Genomic DNA, 18369 nt, shown 5'->3' on the forward strand with positions numbered 1-18369 from the left:
GTACCGCAGCGGGCGCACCGGCACTGTTGCCGGTACGACTTGCATCGAAGAGGGGCGGCTCCCGGGGAGCCGCCCCCGCTCCAAACTCTTAGTACTGCTCGGTCTCGGCGTAGCCCTGGTCGTCCAGGTCGTCGGCGCCGAAGGCGTCGGCGGCCGCGGTCGGGTCGAACCCGGGCGGGCTGTCCTTGAGGGCCAGGCCCATGCCGGCCAGCTTGGCCTTGACCTCGTCGATCGACTTCGCACCGAAGTTGCGGATGTCGAGCAGGTCCGCCTCGGACCGGGCGACGAGCTCACCCACGGTGTGGATGCCCTCGCGCTTGAGGCAGTTGTACGACCGAACGGTGAGCTCCAGCTCCTCGATCGGCAGCGCCAGGTCGGCGGCCAGGGCGGCGTCCGTCGGGGACGGGCCCATGTCGATGCCCTCGGCGTCGATGTTCAGCTCGCGGGCGAGACCGAACAGCTCGACCAGGGTCTTGCCGGCCGAGGCCATGGCGTCGCGCGGACGCATGGCGGGCTTGGTCTCGACGTCGACGATCAGCTTGTCGAAGTCGGTCCGCTGCTCGACACGGGTGGCCTCGACCTTGTAGGTGACCTTCAGCACCGGGCTGTAGATCGAGTCGACCGGGATCCGGCCGATCTCCTGGCCGGAGGCCTTGTTCTGGACCGCGGAGACGTAGCCGCGACCGCGCTCGACGGTCAGCTCCATCTCCAGCTTGCCCTTGCCGTTCAGGGTGGCGAGGACCAGCTCGGGGTTGTGCACCTCGACACCGGCCGGCGGCGCGATGTCGGCGGCGGTGACCACACCCGGGCCCTGCTTGCGCAGGTACATCACGACCGGCTCGTCGTGCTCCGAGGAGACGACCAGCTGCTTGATGTTCAGGATGAGGTCGGTGACGTCCTCCTTGACGCCCGGCACGGTGGTGAACTCGTGCAGGACACCGTCGATCCGGATGCTGGTGACAGCGGCGCCCGGGATCGAGGAGAGCAGGGTGCGGCGAAGCGAGTTGCCGAGGGTGTAGCCGAAGCCCGGCTCCAGCGGCTCGATGACGAACCGCGAGCGGTACTCGTCGACAACCTCTTCGGTCAGCGAGGGGCGCTGAGCGATGAGCATGTTCAGTCCTCCAGTTGTACTCGGCACCCACTATTTGATGCCGAACAAGACCAGCGTACGGGCTCCCGTCGAAAACAGGAGCCCGTACCAGGTTTAAAGCACTCGCACCCGAAGGCGACGCGTCAGACGCTGGAGGTTCGGCCGAAGCCGAACCGCCTGCCTCAGGTCAGACGCGGCGGCGCTTCGGCGGACGGCAGCCGTTGTGCGGGGTGGGGGTGACGTCCTGGATCGAGCCGACCTCGAGGCCGGTGGCCTGGAGCGAACGGATCGCGGTCTCGCGGCCGGAGCCCGGACCCTTCACGAAGACGTCGACCTTGCGCATGCCGTGCTCCTGCGCGCGACGGGCAGCGGCCTCGGCGGCCATCTGCGCGGCGAACGGGGTGGACTTGCGCGAGCCCTTGAAGCCGACGTGGCCGGCGGAGGCCCAGGAGATCACGTTGCCCGAGGGGTCGGTGATCGAAACGATGGTGTTGTTGAACGTGCTCTTGATGTGAGCGTGCCCGTGAGCGACGTTCTTCTTTTCCTTGCGGCGGATCTTCTTCGCGCCGGCAGCCTGACGACCCTTGGGGGGCATAAGTCTGTTCTCCTACTGAGGTGGTCGGTCCGCTAACCCGCGGGCCGGAGGGATGTCCGGTTAACGGGCGGACTACTTCTTGCCCGGCTTCTTCTTGCCGGCAATCGCGCGACGCGGGCCCTTGCGGGTACGCGCGTTGGTGTGGGTGCGCTGACCGCGGACCGGCAGGCCGCGACGGTGACGCAGACCCTCGTAGCAACCGATCTCGACCTTGCGGCGGATGTCGGCGGCAACCTCACGGCGGAGGTCACCCTCAACGCGGAAGTTGGCGTCGATGAAGCGCTGCAGCGCGACCAGGTCGTCCTCGGAGATGTCGCGGACGCGGATGGACGGGTTCACGCCGGTCTCGGCCAGCGTCTGCTGGGCGCGGGTGCGGCCGATGCCGTAGACGTACGTGAGGGCGATCTCGATCCGCTTCTCGCGGGGGAGATCAACGCCGGAGAGGCGTGCCATTCAAGGCTCCTGTGATGTTCCTCAGAGGTCTTACGTGCCGCCTACCCGGACACCTCTCGGTGTGCGAGCCCCGGCCTCTGAACCGGGGGTGGCAGTCCGCTCCATGCGGGAGCGGATCGGGCGGCCCGCTTATGACGTTGTGCGCGTCGCGCGAAGTACTACGAGAAATGCGGGACGATCAGCCCTGGCGCTGCTTGTGGCGCAGGTTGTCGCAGATCACCATGACCCGGCCGTGGCGGCGGATCACCTTGCACTTGTCGCAGATCTTCTTGACGCTCGGCTTGACCTTCATGTTCCAGGTTCTCCGGGTCTAGATCTGACGGGGCCCCTCGCGGAGCGAGAGGTTGTTACTACTTGTACCGGTAGACGATCCGGCCGCGGGTCAGGTCATAGGGGCTGAGCTCCACGACGACCCGGTCGTCCGGGAGGATGCGGATGTAGTGCATGCGCATCTTGCCGCTGATGTGAGCGAGGACCTTGTGACCGTTCTGCAGCTCGACCTTGAACATCGCGTTCGGAAGAGACTCGATCACGGTGCCCTCGATCTCAATGGCGCCTTGCTTCTTAGCCATGAACTGCGAGATCCACCCTTCGGGTCCGGCTACCGTATGCGGAACGCTCGTGCGAACCAGCCTTCACCTCACGCCACGAGGGCGTTGAGGGCGTGCCGGGGCACGCTACGAGAGAGCCGACGGTCCATCGTACGTTACCGGTCGGGCTTCGCAAAAATTCACGCCACCGGGAGCGCCGCCGGCTGCACCGCGGCGGTGCAGGCCGAGCAGCGGGTGGCGGCCTCGGGGATCTCGGTCAGGCACTCGGGGCAGGGGCGCTTGGCCTGCTTGGGCTTCTTCGGCAGGTAGCGGGCGGTGGCCTTGGTGACCGGCAGCACCACGCAGAAGTAGAGCACCGCGGCGGTCAGCAGGAACGAGATCAGGGTATTGACGAAGTCCCCGTACGGGAAGACCACGCCCGCCACCTTGAAGGTGTTGCTGCTGAAGTCGCCGGTGGCACCGGTCACGATGCCGACCAGCGGCGTCAGGAACGCCTTCACGAAGCCGTTGACCACGCCGGTGAACGCGGCACCGATCACGATGCCGACGCCCATGTCCACCACGTTGCCGCGCATCAGGAAGTCGCGGAAGCCCTTGAGCACAGTTACCCCTATTGTCCGATTCGTCTGGGTCGCAGCCCTAGACGATACCGGCTCAGCCCAACGGGTCGGGGGCGGCGGTGACGCCCAGGGCCGCGAGCTGGGCCTTTCCGCCGTCGAAGGCGGTGAGCACCAGCGGGCCCTGCTCGGTGACCGCCACCGAGTGCTCCCAGTGCGCGGCCCAGGTGCCGTCGTTGGTCACCACGGTCCAGTCGTCCTCGAGCACCGAGGTGTGCGGGGTGCCCAGCGAGACCATCGGCTCGATCGCCAGCACCGTGCCCGGCACCAGCTTGGGGCCCTTGCCCCGGCCGCGCTCCACGTAGTTCAGCACGTGCGGCTCCATGTGCATCGCGGTGCCGATGCCGTGGCCGCCGTACCCCTCGGTGATGCCCCACTTGCCCTTGGGCGGCAACGGCTGGCGGCGGATGAAGCCCTCGATCGCCTTGGAGACGTCGACCAGCCGGTTGCTCTTCTTCATCTGGGCGATGCCAGCCCACATCGAGCCCTCGGTGACCCGGCTGAGCATCTCGACCTCGGGGGCCGCCTCGCCGACCGCGACGGTGATCGCCGCGTCACCGTGCCAGCCGTCCACGATGGCGCCGCAGTCGATGGAGATGATGTCGCCCTCCTGCAGCACCCGCTCCCCCGGGATGCCGTGGACCACCTCGTTGTTGACCGAGGCGCAGATCACCCCCGGGAACCAGAGACCGCCGTGGTGGGCGCGGAAGTTGGAGGTGCCGCCGTGCTCGGTGATCACCTTGTCCGCGATGTCGTTGAGGTCCTGGGTGGTCACCCCGGGCGCCACCGCCGCGCGACAGGCCTTGAGCGCCTCGGCGACGACCAACCCGGCGACCCGCATCTTGGCGATCTGCTCGGGGGTCTTGATCTGCACCATCTGGCCAGTGCCTTTCGTCCGAAATCGCGCCCGGTCCTTGCCGGGCGCCCTTGTCACTCCCCCACGGTACGACGCCGCACGGCCGCGGCACCCCGGGTGGGGTGCCGCGGCCGTGCGGCACGCGGAGGACTCTGTTCAGCTGTGCCGGTCGGGCTCAGCCCTGCTTGCCGGCCTTCAGCGCGTCCACGGCGCGCTGGGTGACCTCTTCGACCTTGCCGAGCGCGGAGATGGTGGTGACCAGCTGCTGCTCGCGGTAGTAGTCGATGATCGGCTCGGTCTTGGAGTGGTACTCCTCCAGCCGGACCCGCACCGACTCCTCGGTGTCGTCCGAGCGCTGGTAGAGCTCGCCACCGCACTCGTCGCAGACGCCCTCGGTCTTCGGCGGGTTGTAGACCACGTGGAAGACGTGGGCGCCGTTGTTGCGGCACAGCCGGCGACCGGCGATCCGCTTGACCACCTCGTCCTCGGGAACCTCCAGGTCCAGCACGCCGTCCAGCGCGATCTCCTGGTCGGCCAGGAAGGCGTCCAGCGCCTTGGCCTGCTCCAGGTTGCGCGGGAAGCCGTCGAGCAGGAACCCGGCCGCGGTGTCCGGCTGCTGGAGCCGGTCCTTGGCCATCCCGATGGTCACCTCGTCCGGCACCAGGAGGCCCTGGTCCATGTAGTTCTTGGCCTCGACGCCGAGCGGGGTGCCCTGGCTGATGTTGGCCCGGAAGAGGTCACCGGTCGAAATGTGGGGAATGGACAGGGTCTTGGCGAGCACGTGCGCCTGAGTACCCTTCCCGGCCCCGGGAGGTCCGACGAGGACGATACGCATCAGCGGAGGAACCCTTCGTAATTACGCTGCTGGAGCTGGCTCTCGATCTGCTTCACAGTTTCGAGGCCGACGCCGACGATGATGAGGATGCTGGTGCCGCCGAACGGGATGGTGGTGCTCGCGTTCAGGGCGACCAGGCCGATCATCGGGATAAGAGCGATCAGGCCCAGGTAGAGCGAACCCGGCCACGTGATGCGGGTGAGCACGTAGTTCAGGTATTCGGCCGTCGGCCGGCCGGCCCGGATGCCCGGGATGAAGCCACCATACTTCTTCATATTGTCTGCAACTTCCTCGGGGTTGAAGGAGATCGCGACATAGAAGAAGGCGAAGAACACGATCAGTACGAAGTACGCGATCATGTAGATCGGGTGGTCACCCTTGGTGAAGTTCGTGTTGACCCAGTTCGCCCAGCTCGCCTTGCTGCCGGTCAGCTGCGCCACCAGCGAGGGGATGTACAGCAGCGAGGAGGCGAAGATGACCGGGATGACACCGGCCTGGTTGACCTTCAGCGGGATGTAGGTCGAGGTGCCGCCGAACGCCCGGCGGCCGATCATTCGCTTGGCGTACTGCACCGGGATCCGGCGCTGGGCCTGTTCCACGAAGATGACCAGGACGATCACGACGATGCCGGTCGCGATCACCGCGAAGAACTCGAACCAACCGCCGGCGATCTTGCCGAGCTTCTTGATGGTCCAGACGTTGCCCGGGAAGCCGGCGGCGATCGAGGTGAACATCAGGATCGACATGCCGTTGCCGATGCCGCGGTCGGTGATCAGCTCACCCAGCCACATGATGATCGTGGTGCCCGCCGTCATGGTGATGACCATGAGGGCGATCCGGAACACGCTGGTGTCCGGCACCACCTGGTTGCCCACCGGGCAGCTCGAGAACAGCGCGCCGTTGGAGGCGGTCGCCACGATGCCGGTGCCCTGCAGGATCGCCAGCGCGATGGTCAGGTAGCGGGTGTACTGGGTGATCTTCGTCTGCCCGGCCTGGCCCTCCTTCTTCAGCGATTCCAGTCGCGGGATCACGACGGTCAGCAGCTGAAGGATGATGCTGGCGGTGATGTACGGCATGATGCCGAGGGCGAAGATCGTCAACTGCAGCAGCGCGCCGCCGCTGAAGAGATTGACCAGGCCGAACAGCCCGTTGCCACTCATCTTCACGCACTGGTTGACGGCCTTGAAGTTCACCCCGGGGACGGGAATGTGCGCGCCCACCCGGAAGATCACCATGATGCCCAGCGTGAACAGCAGCTTCTTGCGCAGGTCGGGCGTCTTGAACGCCCGCGCGAACGCACTGAGCACGGTGCCTCCTGCGCCTCCCGCGCGTCGTCGGCGGAAGGGTCGGTCCTGTCGGACGGGGTGAATGTCGGTTGCCGTCCCCCCGTCGGCACAGTCGACTGCGCCTGGCTACAAGGGAACTCCAGGGACTCTAACAGTGTGTGGCCACTCGGCAGAAGCGCATGACGCCCAGGCTTGTCGAAGCTGGACCCAGATGCCCGGTTTTGAGCGGGCTTGCACGCGAAACCCGTGGTGATGAGCACAGAAATAAGAAGAGCCCCGTCCCTCGAAGGAGGGACGGGGCTCTCGGCACTGACGCGCCGTCAGATCGCTCTGCTCACCCGGTTGAGGGTCAGACGAGCTCGGTGACGGTGCCGCCGGCGGCCTTGATCTTCTCGGCGGCGGAGCCGGAGACGGCGTCCACCGTCACCTGCAGCGCAACCGAGACCTCGCCGGTGCCGAGCACCTTGACGAGGGAGTTCTTGCGGACCGCGCCCTTGGCGACCAGGCCCTCGACAGTGACCTCGCCACCCTGCGGGTAGAGCTCGGCCAGCTTGTCGAGGTTGACGACCTGGAAGGTCACCTTGAACGGGTTCTTGAAGCCCTTCAGCTTCGGCAGGCGCATGTGGAGCGGCATCTGGCCACCCTCGAAGCGCTGCGGAACCTGGTAGCGGGCCTTGGTGCCCTTGGTACCACGACCAGCGGTCTTACCCTTGGAGCCTTCACCACGACCGACACGGATCTTGTCGGTCTTGGCACCCGGGGCGGGACGCAGGTTGTGGATCTTGATCGGGTTGTCAGACATGATCAGTCCACCTCCTCGACCGTGACGAGGTGACGCACGGTCTGGGCCATCCCGCGGATCTCGGGACGGTCCTCCTTCACGACCACGTCGTGCATGCGCTTGAGGCCAAGCGAACGCAGCGTCTCGCGGTGGTTCTGCTTGCTACCGATGTAGCTCTTGGTCTGGGTGATCTTCAGGCGCGCCATCAGACACCAGCCCCAGCCGGAGCGGCAGCGGCAGTGCCGGCCGCGCGAGCGCGCAGCAGGGCGGCCGGAGCCACGTCCTCGAGCGGCAGGCCACGACGGGCGGCGATCTCCTCGGGGCGAACGAGGCCCTTCAGAGCAGCCACGGTGGCGTGCACGATGTTGATCGCGTTGTCCGAGCCGAGCGACTTCGACAGGATGTCGTGAACGCCGGCGCACTCCAGGACGGCACGCACCGGACCACCGGCGATAACACCGGTACCGGGGGACGCCGGCTTCAGCAGCACGACGCCGGCGGCCTTCTCGCCCTGAACGGGGTGCGGGATGGTGCCCTGGATACGGGGAACCTTGAAGAAGTTCTTCTTGGCCTCCTCAACGCCCTTGGCGATGGCGGCCGGAACCTCCTTCGCCTTCCCGTAACCGACACCCACGGTGCCGTCACCGTCGCCCACCACGACCAGCGCGGTGAAGCTGAAGCGACGACCACCCTTGACAACCTTGGCGACACGGTTGATCGCGACGACGCGCTCGACGTAAGCGGTCTTCTCGACGGCGGGGGCGTTGCCCCGGTCGTCACGCTTACGGTCGCGCCGCTCGCCACCGGTGCCGCCGCCGGCGCCGCTACCGCGGCGCTGGGGTCCAGCCATTGGAATTACCTCTCTCGATTACGTCCGCCGACAGAGTCGACGAGCGGCTTAGAAGTCGAGCCCGGCCTCACGAGCCGCGTCCGCCAGGGCGGCGATGCGGCCGGCGTACCGGTTGCCCGCGCGGTCGAAGACGACCGACTCGATGCCGGCGGCCTTGGCGCGCTCGGCGACCAGGCTCCCGACCTTCTTGGCCAGCTCGGTCTTGTCGCCCTCGGCGCCCTTGATGGACACGTCGAGGGTGGACGCCGACGCCAGGGTGTGACCCTTGGCGTCGTCGATGACCTGGGCGACCATGTGACGGTTCGAGCGCGTCACAACGAGGCGCGGACGCACCTCGGTGCCGACAACGCGCTTGCGAACGCGAATCGCGCGGCGCTTGCGGGCGGCGTTCTTGTAGCCGTCGCCCTTGCCGATCTTGACAGAGACGCTCATCGCTTACTTACCACTCTTTCCGACCTTGCGGCGGATGACCTCGCCCGCGTACTTGACGCCCTTGGCCTTGTACGGGTCGGGCTTGCGCAGCTTGCGGATCTTCGCGGCGACCTCGCCGACCTTCTGCTTGTCCGTGCCGTCCACGTGGAACTTGGTGGGCGACTCGACCACGAAGGAAATGCCCTCCGGGGCCTCGACCAGGATCGGGTGGCTGTAGCCGAGCGAGAACTCCATGTTGGAGCCCTTCGCCGCGACGCGGTAACCAACACCGCTGATCTCCAGCGACTTGCGGTAGCCCGCGGTCACGCCGGTGATCATGTTCGCCACCAGCGTGCGCGAGAGGCCGTGGAGGGCCTTCGACTGACGCTCGTCGTTCGGGCGAGTGACGACCAGAGTGCCGTTCTCGTCCTTGCTGATCTCGATCGGCGCCGCGACGACGTGGGTGAGGGCGCCCTTGGGGCCCTTCACCGAAACCGTCTGGCCATCGATGGTGACGTCCACGCCGGCGGGAACCGGGATGGGCAGCCGTCCAATACGAGACATTGCTGTACCTCCGTTTCCCGAATTACCAGACGTAGGCGAGAACTTCTCCGCCTACGCCCTTCTTGGCGGCCTGCTTGTCGGTCAGGAGGCCGGAAGACGTGGAGATGATCGCCACGCCCAGGCCGCCGAGCACCTTCGGCAGGTTGGTGGACTTTGCGTAAACACGCAGACCCGGCTTGCTGATGCGCTTGATGCCGGCGATGGAACGCTCACGGTTCGGACCGAACTTGAGCTCGATGGTGAGCTTCTTGCCCACCTCGCCCTCGCTCGGGTCCTCAACCTTGTAGGAGGAGATGTACCCCTCCTGCTGCAGGATCTCGGCAACGTGCGCCTTGATCTTGCTGGCAGGCATCGCGACAGTGTCGTGGTACGCCGAGTTGGCGTTCCGCAGACGCGTCAGCATGTCTGCGATGGGGTCGGTCATGGTCATGGTGGCCTCAGGCCTCTCTCGCCGTGGTTTCTCCGCGTCAGGTCCCCCTCCTGCACTCGGTGGAGTGCAGCAGGGGCACAAACGCAGGGGACCTACGGCGTTAGTAAGACTGGGTGCGAGCCCTTCAGAGAAGAGCCGCAGCATCCATGGGGATGCCGCGACAGGGGGCCCGACCCCACTACCTTACGGGAATCCGAAAGGCTGCCCAAATCTGGGCGCTGTGGGGTCGGGCACCTCTGCTTCGCTATGCGTTCACCAGGAGCGCTGGATTACCAGGAGCTCTTGGTCACGCCCGGCAGCTCGCCGCGGTGCGCCATCTCACGAAGGCAGACACGGCAGAGGCCGAACTTGCGGTACACCGAGTGCGGACGACCGCACCGCTGGCACCGGGTGTAGGCCCGCACGCCGAACTTCGGCTTGCGCTCGGCCTTTGCGATGAGGGACTTCTTCGCCACGGCTCACGCCTCCTTGAACGGGAAGCCCAGAGCGCGCAGCAGCGCCCGGCCCTCATCGTCGGTCTTGGCGGTGGTCACGACGGTGATGTCCATACCGCGCTGACGGTCGACCTTGTCCTGGTCGATCTCGTGGAACATAACCTGCTCGGTCAGACCGAAGGTGTAGTTGCCACGACCGTCGAACTGCTTCGGGGAGAGGCCACGGAAGTCACGGATACGCGGCAGGGCCAGCGACACCAGACGGTCCAGGAACTCCCACATGCGGTCACCACGGAGGGTGACGTGGGTGCCGATCGGCTGGCCCTCACGCAGCTTGAACTGCGCGATGGACTTACGAGCCTTGGTGACAGCGGGCTTCTGACCGGTGATCGCGGTCAGGTCCTTGATGGCACCCTCGATCAGCTTGCTGTCACGGGCGGCCTCGCCGACACCCATGTTGACCACGACCTTGACCAGGCCGGGGATCAGCATGACGTTCTCGTACGAGAACTCCTCGTGCAGCTGACCCTTGATCTCGGAGTTGTAACGCTCCTTGAGACGGGGGGTCACCTTCTCAACAGTCGTCTCAGACATCAGATGTCCTCACCGGTCCGCTTGGCAACACGGATCTTGTTGCCCTGCTCATCGAAGCGGTAGCCAACGCGGGTGACGACCTTCTTGCCGTCCTTCTCCACGACCAGCTGCACGTTGGAAACGTGCACCGGGGCCTCGACGGTGACGATGCCACCGGCGGTGCCCTGGCCGGGCTTGGTGTGCTTCTTGACCCGGTTCACACCCTCGACGAGGACCTTGTTCTCAGCCGGCATGGCCTGAATGACCTTGCCCTGCTTGCCCTTGTCCTTGCCGGTGATGACCTGAACCAGGTCACCCTTCTTGATCTTCATGCTGTTCGCCATGGGTTAGAGCACCTCCGGCGCCAGCGAGATGATCTTCATGAACTTCTTGTCACGCAGCTCGCGGCCCACCGGGCCGAAGATGCGGGTACCACGGGGGTCACCCTCGGTGTTCTTGAGAACGACAGCGGCGTTCTCGTCGAAGCGGATGTAGGAACCGTCCGGACGACGGCGCTCCTTCACCGTGCGAACGACGACGCACTTGACGACGTCGCCCTTCTTCACCGAACCACCGGGGATCGCGTCCTTGACGGTGGCGACGATGACGTCCCCGATACCGGCGTAGCGGCGACCGGAGCCACCGAGAACGCGGATGCAGAGAATCTCCTTGGCACCCGTGTTGTCGGCGACACGCAGTCGCGACTCCTGCTGGATCACAGCTTTCTCCTGATCGTCAACGAGAGTCGACGGGCCGGCCGCTGCTCACACCGGCGTCCGTAACAGTCACAGACCTGGTGCACATACGGCCGTACCTCATCGGCTTCGTTACTTGGCCTTCTCGAGGATCTCGACGACGCGCCAGCGCTTCGTCGCGGACAGCGGGCGGGTCTCCGCGAGGAGGACCCGGTCGCCCACGCCGCACGCGTTCTGCTCGTCGTGCGCCTTCAGCTTGTTCGTACGGCGAATGACCTTGCCGTACAGAGCGTGCTTGACGCGGTCCTCGACGGCGACGACGACGGTCTTGTCCATCTTGTCGCTGACGACGAGACCCTCACGGGTCTTGCGGAAACCGCGCGTCTCGTTGGTGTTCTCAGTCATCAGGCGTTCTCCACCGTCTCGATGCCCAGCTCGCGCTCGCGCATCAGGGTGTAGATCCGCGCGATGTCCTTACGGACGAGGCGAAGCCGTCCGTGGTTGTCGAGCTGTCCGGTCGCCGCCTGGAAGCGGAGGTTGAACAGCTCCTCCTTGGCCTCACGAAGCTTGGCAACGAGCGCCTCGTTGTCCAGCTCGCGCAGCTCAGCAGCCTTGGTGCCGGCCGACATCAGCTCTCACCGTCCTCGCGCCGGACGATCCGGCACTTCATCGGCAGCTTGTGCGCGGCGCGGGTGAGCGCCTCGCGAGCCACCTTCTCGTTCGGGTACGACAGCTCGAACATGACCCGACCCGGGTGCACGTTCGCGATCCACCACTCCGGCGAACCCTTACCGGAACCCATGCGGGTCTCGGCCGGCTTCTTGGTGAGCGGACGGTCCGGGTAGATGTTGATCCAGACCTTGCCACCACGGCGGATGTGACGGTTGATCGCGATACGAGCGGACTCGATCTGACGGTTGGTCACGTAGGCCGGGGTCACGGCCTGGATACCGAACTGGCCGAACGCCAGCTCCGTACCGCCCTTGGCCGCGCCACCACGCTTGGGGTGGTGCTGCTTGCGGTGCTTGACCCGACGGGGGATCAGCATGAGGGTCAGGCCTCCGTTCCGGTGCTCTCGGCAGCCGGCGTCTCGGTCACAGCCGAGGCCTGGGCCTCGGTGTTCGCGGGACGACGACCGCCACGGGCGCCACCACGCTCGCCGCGGCCGCCACGCTCGCCGCGCGCGGGGCGGGCGTCGTTGCGGGCCGGACGGTTGCCCGAGCGGGCAGCGGCGTTCTCAGCGCGGACCTCGGCGATGTTCTTGACGTCGCCCTTGTAGATCCAGACCTTCACGCCGATGCGGCCGAAGGTCGTCTTGGCCTCGAAGAAGCCGTAGTCGACGTTCGCACGGAGGGTGTGCAGCGGCACGCGACCCTCGCGGTAGAACTCCGAACGGCTCATCTCGGCGCCGCCGAGACGACCGGAGCACTGGACCTTGATGCCCTTGGCGCCGGACTTCATGGTGCCCTGCATGCTCTTGCGCATGGCACGGCGGAACGACACGCGGGAGGACAGCTGCTCCGCGACGCCCTGAGCCACGAGCTGGGCGTCCAGCTCGGGGTTCTTGACCTCGAGGATGTTCAGCTGGACCTGCTTGCCGGTCAGCTTCTCGAGGTCGCCGCGGATGCGGTCGGCCTCGGTGCCACGGCGACCGATCACGATGCCGGGGCGGGCGGTGTGGATGTCAACGCGGACGCGGTCGCGGGTGCGCTCGATCTCGACCTTGGAGATGCCGGCGCGCTCCATGCCCTTCGTCATCATGCGACGAATGGCAACGTCTTCCTTGACGTAGTCCTTGTACAGCTTGTCGGCGTACCAGCGGGACTTGAAGTCCGTGCTGATGCCGAGGCGGAACCCGTGCGGGTTAACCTTCTGGCCCATTACCGGGTCCCTTCCTTGCTGCTGACGACCACGGTGATGTGGCTGGTCCGCTTCCGGATCCGGTAGGCGCGGCCCTGGGCGCGCGGGCGGAACCGCTTCAGGGTCGGGCCCTCGTCAACGTACGCCTCGGAGATGACGAGGTCGTTCTCGTTGGAGTGGTTGTAGTTGTGCTTCGCGTTGGCGATGGCGCTCTCGAGCACCTTGCCAACCGGCACAGTGGCGGCCTGCGGCGAGAACCGCAGGATCGCCCGGGCCTCCGTGGCGTCGACGCCACGGATGAGGTCCACCACGCGGCGGGCCTTCATGGGCGTCACGCGGATGTACCGCGCCTGTGCCCTGGCTTCCATGGTTGTCCCCTTAATGGAGTAAGTCACTTAAGTCGTTCTGGCGCTGAAGCTCGGAGGCCTTAGCGGCGCTTCGACTTGCGGTCTTCCTTGACGTGGCCGCGGAAGGTGCGGGTCGGAGCGAACTCGCCGAGCTTGTGGCCGACCATCGACTCGGTGACGAACACCGGGACGTGCTTGCGGCCATCGTGAACCGCGATCGTGTGACCGAGCATGCTCGGGCTGATCACGGAACGACGGGACCAGGTCTTGATGACGTTCTGGGTACCCGCCTCGTTCTGAGCGTCCACCTTCTTGATGAGGTGGCCGTCGATGAAGGGGCCCTTCTTAAGACTGCGCGGCATCTGACCTGCTCCTAGCGCTTCTTGTTGGTCTTGCGGCGGCGCACGATGAGGGCGTCCGAAGCCTTGTTCGGCTTGCGGGTGCGACCCTCCTTCTGGCCCCACGGCGAAACCGGGTGGCGACCACCAGAGGTCTTACCCTCACCACCACCGTGCGGGTGGTCGATCGGGTTCATGGCCACACCACGCACGGTCGGGCGGACGCCCTTCCAGCGCATACGGCCGGCCTTGCCCCAGTTGATGTTCGACTGCTCGGCGTTGCCGACCTCGCCGACGGTGGCGCGGCAGCGCACGTCGACCAGGCGGATCTCACCGGAGGGCATGCGCAGGTGCGCCATGCGGCCCTCACGGGCGAGCAGCTGAATGCCGGAACCGGCGGAGCGGGCCATCTTGGCACCGCCACCCGGACGCAGCTCCACCGCGTGGATGGTGGTACCGACCGGGATGTTGCGGAGCGGCAGGTTGTTGCCCGGCTTGATGTCGGCGCCAGCGCCGTTCTCAATCCGGTCACCCTGCGCGATGCCGCGCGGGGCGATGATGTAGCGCTTCTCGCCGTCCGCGTAGTGCAGGAGCGCGATGCGCGCGGTGCGGTTGGGGTCGTACTCGATGTGCGCGACCTTGGCCGGCACGCCGTCCTTGTCGTGACGACGGAAGTCGATCACGCGGTAGGCGCGCTTGTGACCGCCACCCTGGTGGCGAGCGGTGATACGACCGGCGTTGTTACGGCCGCCCTTGCTGTGCAGGGGGCGAACCAGCGACTTCTCCGGCGTGGACCGCGTGATTTCGACGAAGTCGGCCACGCTGGCGCCACGACGGCCCGGCGTAGTCGGCTTGTACTTGCGGATACCCATTTCTGTCCTCGTCCTAATCGACGGTCAGGCCCCGGTCAGGAGACCGGACCACCGAAGATGTCGATGCGGTTGCCCTCGGCCAGCGTCACGATGGCGCGCTTGGTGTCCTTGCGCTTGCCAAAGCCCGTCTTGGAGCGCTTGCGCTTGCCCTGACGGTTGAGCGTGTTGACGGACTCAACCTTGACCGAGAAGACCGCCTCGACGGCCTGCTTGATCTGGGTCTTGTTGGCACCGGGCGACACGACGAACGTGTACTTGTTCTCGTCGAGGAGCGCGTAGCTCTTCTCGGAGATAACCGGCTTCACCAGAACGTCACGGGGGTCCGTGAACGTCTTGCTCGTGACGTCGCTCATCAGGCGGCGCTCCCTTCGAGCTCGCCCTCAGCGGCAACGGCCTTGGCGGACGCGGCCGGACCGGCCACGAAACGCTCGAAGGCGGCCTGGGTGAAGACCACATCGTCGGAGACGAGCACGTCGTAGGTGTTCAGCTGACCGAAGTCCAGGATGTGCACGTTCGGCAGGTTGCGAGCGGACTTGACGCCCAGCTCGTCCGCACGCTCGACGACCAGGAGGACGTTCTTGCGGTCGGTGATCTTGCCGAACAGGCCCTTGGCGGCCTTGGTCGACGGCGCCTCGGTCGCGGTCACGCCGGTGACGACGTGGATGCGGCTGTGCCGGGCGCGGTCGGTGAGCGCACCGCGGAGAGCGGCAGCGATCATCTTCTTCGGGGTCCGCTGCGAGTAGTCGCGCGGAACCGGACCGTGCACAACGCCACCGCCGGCGAACTGCGGCGCGCGGGTCGAGCCCTGACGAGCCCGGCCGGTGCCCTTCTGGCGGTACGGCTTCCTGCCGCCACCGCGGACCTCGCCGCGAGTCTTGGTCTTGTGGGTGCCCTGACGGGCCGCAGCGAGCTGCGCCACGACGACCTGGTGCATCAGCGGAACGCTGACCTTCGCGTCGAAGATCTCGGCCGGCAGCTCGAGGCTGCCGGTCTTGTCGCCAGCCGGCGACAGGATGTCAATGGTGCTCATTTCCTCACAGCCCCTTCGCCGCGGTGCGGACGAGGACGAGGCCGCCGTTCGGGCCCGGGACGGCGCCCTTGATGAGCAGCAGGCCCTTCTCCGCGTCGACCGCGTGCACGGTCAGGTTCTGGGTGGTCACACGCTCGTGGCCCATCCGACCAGCCATGCGCAGGCCCTTGAACACGCGGCCCGGGGTGGCGCAGCCACCGATCGAACCGGGCGAACGGTGCTTGCGCTGGGTGCCGTGACCGGCGCCGAGACCCTTGAAGTTGTGACGCTTCATCACACCGGCGAAGCCCTTGCCCTTGGAGGTGCCGGTCACGTCGACCTTGACACCCGCCTCGAACAGCTCAGCGGTGATCTCCTGGCCGAGGGTGTACTCGGACGCGTCCGTGGTACGGATCTCGACCAGGTGGCGGCGCGGGGTGACACCGGCCTTGGCGAAGTGGCCCGCGAGGGGCTTGTTCACCTTGCGGGGGTCGATCTCGCCGAAGCCGAGCTGGACGGCGCTGTAGCCGGCCGGGCTGTCGGCGGTGTGGACCTGGGTCACGACATTGGGCCCAGCCTTGACGACGGTCACCGGAACGATCCGGTTGTTCTCGTCCCAGACCTGGGTCATGCCGAGCTTCTCGCCCAGGATGCCCTTAATCTGCTTAGCCATCTTCGGTGCGCCTCTCAGAGCTTGATCTCGATGTCGACGCCAGCCGGCAGGTCGAGACGCATCAGCGAGTCAACCGTCTTCGGCGTGGGGTCGAGGATGTCGATCAGACGCTTGTGAGTACGCATCTCGAAGTGCTCGCGCGAGTCCTTGTACTTGTGCGGCGAGCGGATGACGCAGTACACGTTCTTCTCAGTGGGCAGCGGCACCGGGCCCGCGACCTGCGCACCAGTGCGGATCACCGTCTCGACGATCTTCTTCGCCGAGGAGTCGATGACCTCGTGGTCGTAGGCCTTGAGCCGGATGCGGATCTTCTGTCCCGCCATGGCTACTTCGTAGTCCTTTGTCCTCTGTTGCTTTGCGACCGGTCGGTCCGGGTGGACTGTTCCGGTGGCGCCCCGAGTGGTTTCCTCCGGTCCCCGCGCTCGGGCGTGTCGCGCTCGAACTGCGAAAGAAGCGCAAAAGCACCTCGGGGTCCGGGTCGGTCTTGCACCCGTGGACGCCGGGTCGAGGCCCCGCCCACGCTTCCCGGAAGATTCCCGTACTTTCGCCCCGCAGCTGCCGCGGTGTCGCTTACACACCACTACGGTCCACAGGCTCACCCTGATGGGCGGGCCCGGACCATATGAACGGCCATCACGGGAACGACGAGTACATGGGACTCGCTTCCAGTCCTCCCGGCGGGAGGCGCGCAGCATCGGCACTCAACCGAGCAACTTGGCTATCTTGCCATATCAGAGGCGTTTGGCGCCAATCGAGCAGGGGTACCGACCCTGATCCGCCGTCAATTCCTCGGCCGGACACGCGAAAGGGCTCCGGAACCCGCTCTCACGAGTGGGTTCCGGAGCCCTTTTCGAGCTAGGTCAGAGCGTCAGAATTACTTGACGATCTTGGTGACCTGGCCGGCGCCGACGGTGCGGCCACCCTCACGGATGGCGAACTTCAGGCCCTCCTCCATGGCGACCGGCTGGATCAGCGCGACCGTCATGGCGGTGTTGTCGCCCGGCATGACCATCTCGGTGCCCTCGGGGAGGGTCACGACGCCGGTCACGTCCGTGGTACGGAAGTAGAACTGCGGGCGGTAGTTGTTGAAGAACGGGGTGTGGCGGCCACCCTCGTCCTTCGACAGGATGTAGGCCTGGGCCTCGAAGTCGGTGTGCGGCGTGACCGAACCCGGCTTGATGATGACCTGGCCGCGCTCGACGTCCTCGCGCTTGATGCCGCGGAGCAGCAGACCGACGTTCTCACCGGCCTGGCCCTCGTCGAGCAGCTTGCGGAACATCTCGATACCGGTGACCGTGGTGGTGGTCTTGGTGGTCTTGATGCCGATGATGTCGACGGTCTCGTTGACCTTCAGGACACCGCGCTCGATGCGACCGGTGACGACGGTGCCACGACCGGTGATCGTGAAGACGTCCTCGATCGGCATCAGGAACGGCTGGTCGGTCAGACGCTCCGGGGTGGGGATGTTCTCGTCCACCGCGTGCATCAGGCCGAGGAGCTTCTCGCCCCACTCCTTGTCGCCCTCCAGCGCCTTCAGCGCGGAGACGCGGACGACCGGCAGGTCGTCACCCGGGAACTCGTACTCCGAGAGCAGCTCGCGGACCTCGAGCTCGACGAGCTCCAGGATCTCCTCGTCGTCCACCATGTCGGCCTTGTTCAGGGCGACAACGATGTAGGGGACGCCGACCTGGCGGGCCAGGAGGACGTGCTCCTTGGTCTGCGGCATCGGGCCGTCGGTGGCGGCGACCACCAGGATGGCGCCGTCCATCTGGGCGGCACCGGTGATCATGTTCTTGATGTAGTCGGCGTGACCCGGGCAGTCGACGTGGGCGTAGTGACGCGCCTCGGTCTGGTACTCGACGTGCGCGATCGAGATGGTGATACCGCGCTGACGCTCCTCCGGGGCCTTGTCGATCTGGTCGAACGGCGTGAAGGGGTTGATGTCCGGGTACGCGTCGTGCAGCACCTTGGTGATGGCCGCAGTCAGCGTGGTCTTGCCGTGGTCAATGTGACCAATGGTGCCGATGTTGACGTGGGGCTTCGTCCGCTCGAACTTCGCCTTCGCCACTTCAGTCCTCCTGAGGACAGTTCTGTACGCCGTACGACGTCAGTTGGTCTTTGATCGGGTTGTGGTACGGGGTGCTGTGACACACCCCATGCCGTCCCGCGGATGGGGGCGGAGGCCCGGCGGGGTCGGGTACGACCCCGCCGGATATGCCTCCTATCAGCCTAAGGGTTCCGGTTCGTCC

Annotated in this window: 31 protein-coding genes; all 31 read right to left on the minus strand. The window is 66.2% G+C overall.

Features of this window, described 5'->3' with window-relative positions; all coding sequences use genetic code 11:
- Positions 1 to 88: 88 nt before the first annotated feature.
- The 31 genes from P3T35_RS14205 to tuf all read right to left on the minus strand — a co-directional run bounded on the left by P3T35_RS14205 (position 89) and on the right by tuf (position 18188).
- Entirely contained in the window at positions 89 to 1111 is a 1023-nt protein-coding gene (locus P3T35_RS14205; RefSeq protein WP_101381400.1) for a DNA-directed RNA polymerase subunit alpha, read from the minus strand.
- Positions 1112 to 1277: 166 nt separating this feature from the next.
- A complete protein-coding gene (rpsK, locus tag P3T35_RS14210) occupies positions 1278 to 1685 on the minus strand; it encodes a 30S ribosomal protein S11 (protein WP_014136257.1) in 408 nt (135 codons plus the stop codon).
- Between the two features lie 72 nt (positions 1686 to 1757).
- A complete protein-coding gene (rpsM, locus tag P3T35_RS14215) occupies positions 1758 to 2138 on the minus strand; it encodes a 30S ribosomal protein S13 (protein WP_101381399.1) in 381 nt (126 codons plus the stop codon).
- A 178-nt stretch (positions 2139 to 2316) separates the two neighbouring features.
- On the minus strand, positions 2317 to 2430 hold the full coding sequence (gene rpmJ, locus P3T35_RS14220; protein WP_003956441.1) for a 50S ribosomal protein L36: 114 nt from the start codon (positions 2428 to 2430) through the stop codon (positions 2317 to 2319).
- A gap of 58 nt (positions 2431 to 2488) precedes the next feature.
- Positions 2489 to 2710, minus strand: a complete 222-nt coding sequence (gene infA, locus P3T35_RS14225) for a translation initiation factor IF-1 (RefSeq protein WP_003956442.1) — start codon at positions 2708 to 2710, stop codon at positions 2489 to 2491.
- A gap of 158 nt (positions 2711 to 2868) precedes the next feature.
- Positions 2869 to 3291, minus strand: a complete 423-nt coding sequence (mscL, locus tag P3T35_RS14230) for a large conductance mechanosensitive channel protein MscL (protein ID WP_101381398.1) — start codon at positions 3289 to 3291, stop codon at positions 2869 to 2871.
- A gap of 52 nt (positions 3292 to 3343) precedes the next feature.
- Positions 3344 to 4183: a type I methionyl aminopeptidase gene (map, locus tag P3T35_RS14235; protein WP_101381397.1), complete on the minus strand. Its 840-nt coding sequence runs from the start codon at positions 4181 to 4183 to the stop codon at positions 3344 to 3346.
- A gap of 154 nt (positions 4184 to 4337) precedes the next feature.
- Entirely contained in the window at positions 4338 to 4997 is a 660-nt protein-coding gene (locus P3T35_RS14240; protein ID WP_101381396.1) for an adenylate kinase, read from the minus strand.
- Positions 4997 to 6304, minus strand: a complete 1308-nt coding sequence (gene secY / locus P3T35_RS14245) for a preprotein translocase subunit SecY (RefSeq protein WP_101381395.1) — start codon at positions 6302 to 6304, stop codon at positions 4997 to 4999. The genes P3T35_RS14240 and secY overlap by 1 nt, the downstream gene beginning before the upstream one ends.
- Before the next feature lie 328 nt (positions 6305 to 6632).
- Positions 6633 to 7088, minus strand: a complete 456-nt coding sequence (gene rplO, locus P3T35_RS14250; protein WP_101381394.1) for a 50S ribosomal protein L15 — start codon at positions 7086 to 7088, stop codon at positions 6633 to 6635.
- Entirely contained in the window at positions 7088 to 7270 is a 183-nt protein-coding gene (rpmD, locus tag P3T35_RS14255) for a 50S ribosomal protein L30 (RefSeq protein WP_030300409.1), read from the minus strand. Before rpmD ends, rplO begins: the two co-directional genes overlap by 1 nt.
- Entirely contained in the window at positions 7270 to 7914 is a 645-nt protein-coding gene (gene rpsE / locus P3T35_RS14260; protein ID WP_101381393.1) for a 30S ribosomal protein S5, read from the minus strand. The genes rpmD and rpsE overlap by 1 nt, the downstream gene beginning before the upstream one ends.
- Before the next feature lie 48 nt (positions 7915 to 7962).
- Positions 7963 to 8346, minus strand: a complete 384-nt coding sequence (rplR, locus tag P3T35_RS14265; protein WP_101381392.1) for a 50S ribosomal protein L18 — start codon at positions 8344 to 8346, stop codon at positions 7963 to 7965.
- 3 nt (positions 8347 to 8349) lie between these two features.
- Positions 8350 to 8889: a 50S ribosomal protein L6 gene (rplF, locus tag P3T35_RS14270; RefSeq protein WP_101381391.1), complete on the minus strand. Its 540-nt coding sequence runs from the start codon at positions 8887 to 8889 to the stop codon at positions 8350 to 8352.
- Between the two features lie 22 nt (positions 8890 to 8911).
- On the minus strand, positions 8912 to 9319 hold the full coding sequence (gene rpsH / locus P3T35_RS14275) for a 30S ribosomal protein S8 (protein ID WP_101381390.1): 408 nt from the start codon (positions 9317 to 9319) through the stop codon (positions 8912 to 8914).
- Between the two features lie 269 nt (positions 9320 to 9588).
- Positions 9589 to 9774: a type Z 30S ribosomal protein S14 gene (locus P3T35_RS14280; protein WP_030393303.1), complete on the minus strand. Its 186-nt coding sequence runs from the start codon at positions 9772 to 9774 to the stop codon at positions 9589 to 9591.
- Positions 9775 to 9777: 3 nt separating this feature from the next.
- On the minus strand, positions 9778 to 10347 hold the full coding sequence (rplE, locus tag P3T35_RS14285) for a 50S ribosomal protein L5 (protein ID WP_101381389.1): 570 nt from the start codon (positions 10345 to 10347) through the stop codon (positions 9778 to 9780).
- Positions 10347 to 10658, minus strand: a complete 312-nt coding sequence (gene rplX / locus P3T35_RS14290; protein ID WP_101385140.1) for a 50S ribosomal protein L24 — start codon at positions 10656 to 10658, stop codon at positions 10347 to 10349. The genes rplE and rplX overlap by 1 nt, the downstream gene beginning before the upstream one ends.
- Before the next feature lie 15 nt (positions 10659 to 10673).
- Entirely contained in the window at positions 10674 to 11045 is a 372-nt protein-coding gene (rplN, locus tag P3T35_RS14295) for a 50S ribosomal protein L14 (RefSeq protein WP_030232481.1), read from the minus strand.
- Between the two features lie 108 nt (positions 11046 to 11153).
- A complete protein-coding gene (gene rpsQ, locus P3T35_RS14300; RefSeq protein WP_030280777.1) occupies positions 11154 to 11426 on the minus strand; it encodes a 30S ribosomal protein S17 in 273 nt (90 codons plus the stop codon).
- Complete coding sequence (gene rpmC / locus P3T35_RS14305; RefSeq protein ID WP_101381388.1) at positions 11426 to 11650, minus strand: 50S ribosomal protein L29; 225 nt, start codon at positions 11648 to 11650, stop codon at positions 11426 to 11428. Before rpmC ends, rpsQ begins: the two co-directional genes overlap by 1 nt.
- Positions 11650 to 12069: a 50S ribosomal protein L16 gene (rplP, locus tag P3T35_RS14310; RefSeq protein WP_101381387.1), complete on the minus strand. Its 420-nt coding sequence runs from the start codon at positions 12067 to 12069 to the stop codon at positions 11650 to 11652. Before rplP ends, rpmC begins: the two co-directional genes overlap by 1 nt.
- Before the next feature lie 5 nt (positions 12070 to 12074).
- Positions 12075 to 12902, minus strand: coding sequence for a 30S ribosomal protein S3 (gene rpsC / locus P3T35_RS14315; RefSeq protein WP_101381386.1), 828 nt, complete (start codon positions 12900 to 12902; stop codon positions 12075 to 12077).
- Positions 12902 to 13249, minus strand: coding sequence for a 50S ribosomal protein L22 (gene rplV, locus P3T35_RS14320; RefSeq protein WP_101381385.1), 348 nt, complete (start codon positions 13247 to 13249; stop codon positions 12902 to 12904). The genes rpsC and rplV overlap by 1 nt, the downstream gene beginning before the upstream one ends.
- Positions 13250 to 13308: 59 nt before the next feature.
- A complete protein-coding gene (rpsS, locus tag P3T35_RS14325; protein ID WP_030280772.1) occupies positions 13309 to 13590 on the minus strand; it encodes a 30S ribosomal protein S19 in 282 nt (93 codons plus the stop codon).
- A gap of 11 nt (positions 13591 to 13601) precedes the next feature.
- On the minus strand, positions 13602 to 14438 hold the full coding sequence (gene rplB, locus P3T35_RS14330; RefSeq protein WP_101381384.1) for a 50S ribosomal protein L2: 837 nt from the start codon (positions 14436 to 14438) through the stop codon (positions 13602 to 13604).
- Between the two features lie 35 nt (positions 14439 to 14473).
- The gene (gene rplW / locus P3T35_RS14335; RefSeq protein ID WP_101381383.1) at positions 14474 to 14791 is read right to left on the minus strand and encodes a 50S ribosomal protein L23; all 318 of its coding nucleotides are present in this window, start codon (positions 14789 to 14791) and stop codon (positions 14474 to 14476) included.
- Positions 14791 to 15468 (minus strand): 50S ribosomal protein L4, encoded by a 678-nt coding sequence (rplD, locus tag P3T35_RS14340; protein ID WP_101381382.1) that lies wholly within the window; start codon positions 15466 to 15468, stop codon positions 14791 to 14793. Before rplD ends, rplW begins: the two co-directional genes overlap by 1 nt.
- 4 nt (positions 15469 to 15472) lie before the next feature.
- The gene (gene rplC / locus P3T35_RS14345; protein ID WP_101381381.1) at positions 15473 to 16120 is read right to left on the minus strand and encodes a 50S ribosomal protein L3; all 648 of its coding nucleotides are present in this window, start codon (positions 16118 to 16120) and stop codon (positions 15473 to 15475) included.
- A 14-nt stretch (positions 16121 to 16134) separates the two neighbouring features.
- Positions 16135 to 16443: a 30S ribosomal protein S10 gene (gene rpsJ, locus P3T35_RS14350; protein ID WP_012785157.1), complete on the minus strand. Its 309-nt coding sequence runs from the start codon at positions 16441 to 16443 to the stop codon at positions 16135 to 16137.
- Between the two features lie 551 nt (positions 16444 to 16994).
- A complete protein-coding gene (gene tuf / locus P3T35_RS14355; protein ID WP_101381380.1) occupies positions 16995 to 18188 on the minus strand; it encodes an elongation factor Tu in 1194 nt (397 codons plus the stop codon).
- Positions 18189 to 18369: the final 181 nt, after the last annotated feature.

It is taken from the genome of Kitasatospora sp. GP30 (genome assembly GCF_029892145.1).
GTDB classification, from domain to species: domain Bacteria; phylum Actinomycetota; class Actinomycetes; order Streptomycetales; family Streptomycetaceae; genus Kitasatospora; species Kitasatospora acidiphila.